Source organism: Stenotrophomonas sp. HITSZ_GD, assembly GCF_029543105.1.
Classification (GTDB): Bacteria; Pseudomonadota; Gammaproteobacteria; order Xanthomonadales; family Xanthomonadaceae; genus Stenotrophomonas_A.
Window position 1 is genome coordinate 151002 of the sequence record NZ_JARQXB010000011.1, and the last position, 6982, is coordinate 157983.

Genomic DNA, 6982 nt, shown 5'->3' on the forward strand with positions numbered 1-6982 from the left:
ACCGAAAAGCCCTGCACTTCGTGCGGGGCTTTTTGTTTGCGGCACCTACCGCCCGCCTATCCGGGGGACTGGGCTGCGTCCTCGTCCGGCCTCGCCGTCGGCTGGCCGGGCGCGGCCACGACGCGGATGTCCTGGGGCGAGTTCAGCGCGATGCCCTCTTCCGCCATGCGGGCCAACAGCCCGAAGAACAACTCGCTGCGCACGCCATACGCGTCGCGCGGGCTGCCGACGTAGAGGAAGCTGTTGAAGTTGGCCTGCCCATTGGCGATTCCGTCGATGAACACCGACGGCGCGGGCGTGGACAGCACCTTGGGATGCGCGGCATACAGCGTGAGCAGCAGTTCGCGTACGCGTGCCATGTCCGTGCCGATGGGAACGGCGAACTGCAGTTGTACCCGGCCCAGTGGATTGGACAGGGTCATGTTGCGCACGCTCTTGGTGATGAGCTCGGAGTTCGGCACGATCAGCGTGGAGCGGTCGCCGATCTGGATCTCGGTGGCGCGCACGTTGATTCGCTTGACGTCGCCTTCCTGGTCGCCGAGGCGGATCCAGTCGCCCACGCGCACCGGCCGCTCCGCCATCAGGATCAGGCCGGAAATGAAGTTCTGCGTGATCGCCTGCAGGCCGAAACCGATGCCCACCGACAGGGCGCTGGCGACCAGGGCCAGGTTGGCGGCGGTGATGCCCAACGCAGCCAGGGCCCACAGGATCACCACCACGATGCCCACATAGCGCACGACCGCGCTGACCGAAGCACGGGTGCCGACGTCCAGGTCAGTCTTCGGCAGGTAGGTCTTGTTGAGCCATTGCTGTGCACCCTGCAGCAGCGTCCAGCCGATCGCGAGCGTCGCCAGCGCGCCGAAGATTTCTGCCGGCGCGAAACGCACGTTGCCCAGTTTCAGGCCCGTCGAAAGGGCGGAGAAGAGATTGCCGAACAGCGACAGGTTGGAGCCGTAAGGCATCAGCAGCGCGGCCACGCCGCTGACCAGCACGCACACCCGCAGCCCCGCCGAGACCAGCGCACCGGCCTGCGCCAGCAGGCTGGGCCTGACGCCGATGCCCACCAGGGCGCGACTGAGCCGGTTTTCCGGGCGCACGAGCCACGTGCAGAGGTCGTCGATGAAGGCGAGCATCAACGCGATCGCGCCCCAGATCAGCGCCACCCAGACGATCTGCCGGGTGATGAAGACGGCGATGTTGAGGTAACCGACCAACGTGGCGAGCAAAGCGAGCAGTACCGCGCAATAGCCCAGCATGCGGGCCAGCGCGACCACGCCGCCACCGCGCGTGCTGAGGGCCCGCGGCGGTGCCTTGGCCGTACTGGTGACGGCTTTCGGATCGTCCTCGGTGGAAGCGCCGGCGGCATCCGCCGCTGGATCGTGTTCGGTACGGCGCAGCGAGCGGGTGAGGCCGGCCAGCGCGGACAGGATCAGGGCGACGTAAAGCAGGGCACTGAGCGCGTCGACCGCCTGGGTCAGCGCATCACTCGTGCCCGCGACCTTCAGGATTTCGATGGCCAGGTAATGCAGCCACACCAGCCACGCGGCGGCGTGGCAGTGCCAGAGCAGCCTGCGGGCAGTGGCATCGTCCAGCTTGAACAGCCGCCACGATGCTTGCCCGCGCGACATCAACGCGCCGCTGAGTGCGCTGATGAAAGCGGCGAAGAAGCTCGCGCGGACAAAGTTCTCCGCCAGGGGCAGCAGATCGTCGGGCACAGCACCTATCGATTGCAGCGTGCCGATCAGCGCCGAGGCCGCCAGGCCGATCGACAGGGTCCCCACCAGCAGCAACCAGACGGCCAATGCGGAACGCCGCAGGCGCCCACCCGGGCCGCGCGAGGTAACGAGGCGACGCCCGAGACGGCGAAGCACGATGCGCACCGGGAAGGCCAGCAGCAGCGCGATCGCGAGGCTCCCGATGAGGGCGCCGGAGCCTTCGCGGGCCAACGCCGACCGCAGACCGGTCCAGGCGCCGGATGCCACGCCCCGTAGCGCGTCGGCATCGTTGGGCGACGCCTTGCCCAGGTTGCGCCACAGCGCCGGCGACAAGGGAGAAGCGGTGCGGGTGGACAGGCTCTGGTTGAACTTCTGCGAGCGCGCGCGCTCGAGGTTGGCGGCCGCCTGGCTGGCGTCCAGGCTCAGCAGCTCCGCGCGTTTGCGGGCGTCGTCGAGCTTGGCCTGACGGGCCGTCAGCTCGCGACGCTGGCTGGCGATATCCGGGGATTCGCGGGTCCCGGTGGGTACCGGACCGAGTTGATCCAGGCGTGCCTTGACGTCGGCAAGCGGCGCATCCAGCGCTTGCGCGGCCGATTGCGTATCGCGCTGGACGGATGCCAACTGCTCATTGAGGCGGATGAAATCTTCCACCGCCTCGGTAGCAGGAAGCTGCTTGTTGACCTCGGCCAGCCGATCCTCGGCGCCGTCGAGCACCTTCTGCGCGTCAGCCAGCGACGTATCGGGCTGGGCCTGGGCCCAGGCCGCACCGGTCAACAAGCCAAGGCAGCAGGCCAGCCAGAACCGGCACAACCAGGCGGAGAGGGCGGGAAACTTGCGAGGTGGATACACGAGGGACGCGGATGGGGCGCGGCGGCGCGGTCCCCGAATAGTACGGCAGCGGACCGTTGGCGCCCTCCACGTGCGCCAAAAAAGACGCATCCCCGGATCAGTACTTCAGGCCGAGCTCTTCAACCTGATGGCGCGCCGTCTCGTACATCTCCTGGAACTCCTCCTCGTTGAGTTCATCCGGCGCATACACGGCGACGGCTTCCCAGGGATGATCGGTGGGCTGCGGCGTCCGGGGGCCGGCGCGCAGCGAATAGGTGACGCCGTCGTAATCGAGCAGGTCGGGCGCGTCATCGCGCTGTTCGCGCTGGTAACGGCCGCCGCCCTGCAACAGGATGATCCGGATCATCTGCCTCGTGCTCCCGATTCCGTGATAGGTCAAGGATAGACCAGAGGAGCCGCCGACCCATGGCACACAGTGTTTTCGGACACGCAGGCAGGCGGCACGGGGCAGCTTCGCAGGTGAACGACTGATCGTGCTCGCCCAGCCGGTGGCCCAGCATGGAGGCATGAACTTGTCTCCACTAACGCTGCTACCGCTTCGCGCCACGTTCGACCTCGTGCAGGGGTGGCTGCTCCCTTCCCGCTGCCTGTTGTGCGAGGAGCCGGGGCTCGGCAGCGTCGACCTGTGCGCGGCATGCCATGACGCCCTGCCCTGGCTGGATATCGCCTGTATCCACTGCGCGCTGCCCTTGGCCGATGGAAACCTGGGCCTGCGGTGCGGAGCATGCAACGGCGATCGCGATCCGTTGGCTTCCGCGCGCGCCGCATTCCTCTATCAATGGCCGGTCGACACCCTCCTGCGCCGCTTCAAGTTCCACGGCGACCTCGCCGCCGGCCGGGTGTTGGCGCAGCTGATGCGCGGGCGCCTCGCGGCCGTTTCGAATGCGGGCGCCATGCTGGTGCCCGTGCCCCTGCATGCGACGCGTTTGCGGCAGCGCGGCTATGACCAGGCGGCGGAACTGGCTCGCCCACTCGCCAGGTCCATGGGACTGCGATGCCAACTCGCCCTGAGCCGCCGCGTGGCCACGGCCGCGCAGTCCTCGCTGGAAGCGTCGGCCCGCCGGCGCAATGTGCGCGGGGCCTTTGAATGTGTCGCGCCGGTCGCCGATCACGTCGTACTCGTCGACGACGTGATGACGACCGGCGCGACGCTCCGGGCCGCGGCGCACGCGTTGCGCCGGGCGGGTGCGACACGTGTGGACGCCTGGGTGTGCGCCCGGGTGCCATGAAGGCCAGGTGAAAATCGGGTCCATACCACCGGCGTAGCATCACCAGAAGGAACGGTATGGCCCGCGGATAGGCCGGGCGATCAAGGAGAACTCGTATGGGCACGCAAGAACGCTACGGCGTCGTCGGGGTGCTTTCGTCACTGGGCCGCAGCTGGTGGGTCCTGTTGCTGTACGGCCTGCTGGGTGTGCTGTTCGGGCTGATCGCGGTGACACGCCCGGTGGCCGCCGCCGCAGCGTTGGCTTGGGCGCTAGGCGTGATGGCGCTGGCCGAAGGCCTGGTGAGCCTGCTGGCCTTGTTCGACAAGCAAGTAGCCATTTCGAAAGGTTGGCTGGCGCTGTACGCCGTCGTCTCGATCGTGTTCGGCCTGCTCACGGTGTTCAACCCGGTCGCGACGGCCGGCATCCTGCTGTTGTTCCTGGCGGCCTGGCTGATCGTGGCTGGCGTCTATCGCATCGTGTTCGCCATCCGGGTCCGGAAGGAAATCGAAGGCGAATGGCTGATCGCGCTCAGCGGCTTGCTGGCGATCGTGCTCGGCGTGCTTTACGTCCTCAACCCGGTCGCCGGGCTCGCGGTCACGACGATCTGGATCGGCGCGGCCGCCATCGTCTACGGCGTGCTGCAGATCATTGCGGCGTTCAAGGTACGTCGCTTGAATCAGCTCAGACTCTAGAACCGTGGCGGGCATCCTTTCCGGGTGCCCGCCCACCCGTGCCTAGCCGTGGGGGCGCAGAGCCAGGTCTCCGGCGATGCCCGCGAAGATCGCCAGGCCAACCCAGTTGTTGTGCAGGAATGCGCGGAAGCATGGGCCTCGCTCGCGACGGCGGGCAATCACGAATTCGTAGGAGACCAGAACCGCCGCAGTCGCAAGGCCTGCCCAGTAGAGCTCGCCGAGATGGGCCCGCACGCCGACCATTGCCAGGGCCGCAAACGTCAACGCATACAGAATGCCTTGTGCAACGAGGTCCATGTCTCCGAACAGGATCGCCGTGGAGTGCGACCCCATCTTGATATCGTCCTCCCGATCCACCATCGCATACCAGGTGTCGTAGGCGGTGGACCACAGGATGTTGGCCAGATAAAGCACCCAGCCTATTGCCGGGACTTCGCCCTGCACGGCGGCGAAGGCCATCGGGATCCCCCACCCGAATGCCATCCCGAGGTAGACCTGCGGCAGGTGCGTGTAGCGCTTGAGGTAGGGATAGCTCGCGGCGAGGAACAGGCCGATGACGCTTAGCCCGATGGTCAATGCATTCAAGGTCAGCACAAGTGCGAACGCGATCAGCATCAGCACGGCAAAGACGATCAACGCTTCGCGTCCGGACACCGCGCCGGTTGCCAACGGGCGTTGCCGGGTACGTTCGACATAGGGATCCAGCCAGCGATCAGCGTAGTCGTTGATAACGCATCCGGCCGACCGCGTGAGCCACACCCCGGCGGTGAAGACGAACAATATCCACCAGGAGGGCACGCCCCCCGTTGCAAGCCACAACGCCCACCAGGTAGGCCACAGTAGGAGAAGGGTTCCGATCGGGCGGTCGCCACGGACCAGCTTCCAATACTGGCCCAGGCGCTCGCGCCAGCGGGACGGTGCGGGTGCTACGGGGCGGGGTCCGAAACGTTCGTAACTCATCCGTAAAGCGTAGCAGCACGCGCGCGGGCGAACCAACGCATGCGCCTGTCACGCAAGTTTAAACGCCAGCGCACTACGCTGACTGCAGCTCCATTTCCGCGGGAGATATGCGATGAAAGCAGTGCGTTACATCGAGACGGGCCGCCCACCGGAGATTGTCGACGTGCCGAAGCCCGAGGCGGGCCCCGGCCAAATCCGGATTCGCGTCGCCGGGGCTGGCGTCTGTCACTCCGACCTGCACGTGCTGGACGAGGGCATCGGTATCCCGGGCCCTTTCACGCTGGGACATGAGAATACCGGCTGGATCGATGCGCTTGGCGAAGGCGTCGAAGGCTGGCGAGAGGGTGACCCCGTCGCGGTATACGGTCCATGGGGCTGCGGACGATGCCACGCCTGCCAACAGTCGGCGGAGAACTATTGCGAGAACCACGCCAGCATCCCCACCTATGGCGGTGGCTTGGGTTCTGACGGCGGCATGGCCGAGTACATGATCGTGCCATCACCTCGCCTGCTGGTTCCGTTGGGCAAGCTCGATCCGGTCAAGGCCGCTCCGCTGAGCGATGCGGCCTTGACGCCTTACCACGCGATCAAGGCCGCGCTCCCCCTGCTTACCCCGGAGGCCACGGTGGTTGTGCTGGGCATCGGCGGGCTGGGACATATGGCGGTTCAGTTGTTGCAGGCTTTGACGCCCGCCAAGTTGATCGCCGGCGACATTGACGATGACAAGCTGACGCACGCGCGAGAGCTGGGCGTCAAACACACCGTCAATACTCGGGATGGCAAGGCGGCCGCCGAGGAGATCGCTTCGTTTGTGGGCCCACGCGGTGCCACGGTCGCGCTCGACTTTGTGGGCGCACAGGCCACGATGGATCTATGTCAGAAGGTGGTGGGGCGCGCGAGCCGCCTCACCGTGGTGGGGTTGGGCGGCGGTACGCTGGCCTACTCTGCAAACAATCCGCCCTACGGATGCGAAGTGAGCATTCCGTACTGGGGCTCTCGCACCGAACTGATGGAAGTCATCGCGCTCGCTCAAGAAGGACGCATCCATGCTGATGTGGAAGTCTTTCCGCTGGAGCAGGCGGTCGATGTCTATGATCGATTGCGGCATGGGCGTATCCGAGGACGCGCGGTACTCCAGCCATGAGCGGATGCGCGCGCTAGCGGTGGCGCAGGCGCTTTACTCTCCGCCACTGCCACCGAATCGCCCGCACGGAGAGAAGCTCTGGCATAATAACCGGCCAACGCGCCCGTAGCTCAGCCGGATAGAGTAGTGGCTTCCGAAGCCATTGGTCGGGGGTTCGAATCCCTCCGGGCGCGCCATTCTTCCCTGTGATTTTGCCGGGGCATACCCCTCAGTGTTTTCTCGAGGCCATGCGATCTAGGATCGCGTGGCCCAGGCTTTTTGCCGCCTTTTGCCGATAGCGAGACACGCGCCAGTCGGCTCGCTGGCTGAGTTCCTTTCGGCGCCTGTGTTTGCTACGCCGCACTTTTCTGAGCCGCAAAAGACAAACCCCCAGCCGATTGGCTGGGGGTTTGGGGATAAAGCCCCTGGCGATGA

Annotated in this window: 6 protein-coding genes and 1 tRNA gene; 4 read left to right on the forward strand and 3 right to left on the reverse strand. The window is 66.2% G+C overall.

The window, feature by feature from the left end:
* Nucleotides 1-56: 56 nt before the first annotated feature.
* Complete coding sequence (locus tag P6166_RS12440) at nucleotides 57-2654, reverse strand: DUF3772 domain-containing protein (protein ID WP_277764773.1); 2598 nt, start codon at nucleotides 2652-2654, stop codon at nucleotides 57-59.
* Nucleotides 2655-2661: 7 nt separating this feature from the next.
* Nucleotides 2662-2910 carry a hypothetical protein gene (locus P6166_RS12445; protein ID WP_277764774.1) on the reverse strand — a complete coding sequence of 83 codons (249 nt, stop codon included), beginning with the start codon at nucleotides 2908-2910 and terminating at the stop codon, nucleotides 2662-2664.
* 160 nt (nucleotides 2911-3070) lie between these two features.
* Here P6166_RS12445 and P6166_RS12450 point away from each other — a divergent pair, with 160 nt between their 5' ends.
* On the forward strand, nucleotides 3071-3793 hold the full coding sequence (locus tag P6166_RS12450) for a ComF family protein (RefSeq protein ID WP_277764775.1): 723 nt from the start codon (nucleotides 3071-3073) through the stop codon (nucleotides 3791-3793).
* Between the two features lie 95 nt (nucleotides 3794-3888).
* Nucleotides 3889-4464, forward strand: a complete 576-nt coding sequence (locus tag P6166_RS12455; RefSeq protein WP_277764776.1) for a DUF308 domain-containing protein — start codon at nucleotides 3889-3891, stop codon at nucleotides 4462-4464.
* A gap of 42 nt (nucleotides 4465-4506) precedes the next feature.
* On the opposite strand, the gene ubiA is transcribed toward P6166_RS12455, so the two are convergent.
* Complete coding sequence (ubiA, locus tag P6166_RS12460) at nucleotides 4507-5424, reverse strand: 4-hydroxybenzoate octaprenyltransferase (protein WP_277764777.1); 918 nt, start codon at nucleotides 5422-5424, stop codon at nucleotides 4507-4509.
* A 112-nt stretch (nucleotides 5425-5536) separates the two neighbouring features.
* Here ubiA and P6166_RS12465 point away from each other — a divergent pair, with 112 nt between their 5' ends.
* Both P6166_RS12465 and P6166_RS12470 read left to right on the forward strand, forming a co-directional pair.
* Nucleotides 5537-6568 (forward strand): NAD(P)-dependent alcohol dehydrogenase, encoded by a 1032-nt coding sequence (locus P6166_RS12465; RefSeq protein WP_277764778.1) that lies wholly within the window; start codon nucleotides 5537-5539, stop codon nucleotides 6566-6568.
* Nucleotides 6569-6667: 99 nt separating this feature from the next.
* Nucleotides 6668-6744: transfer RNA gene (locus P6166_RS12470), tRNA-Arg, on the forward strand.
* Nucleotides 6745-6982 lie beyond the last annotated feature (238 nt).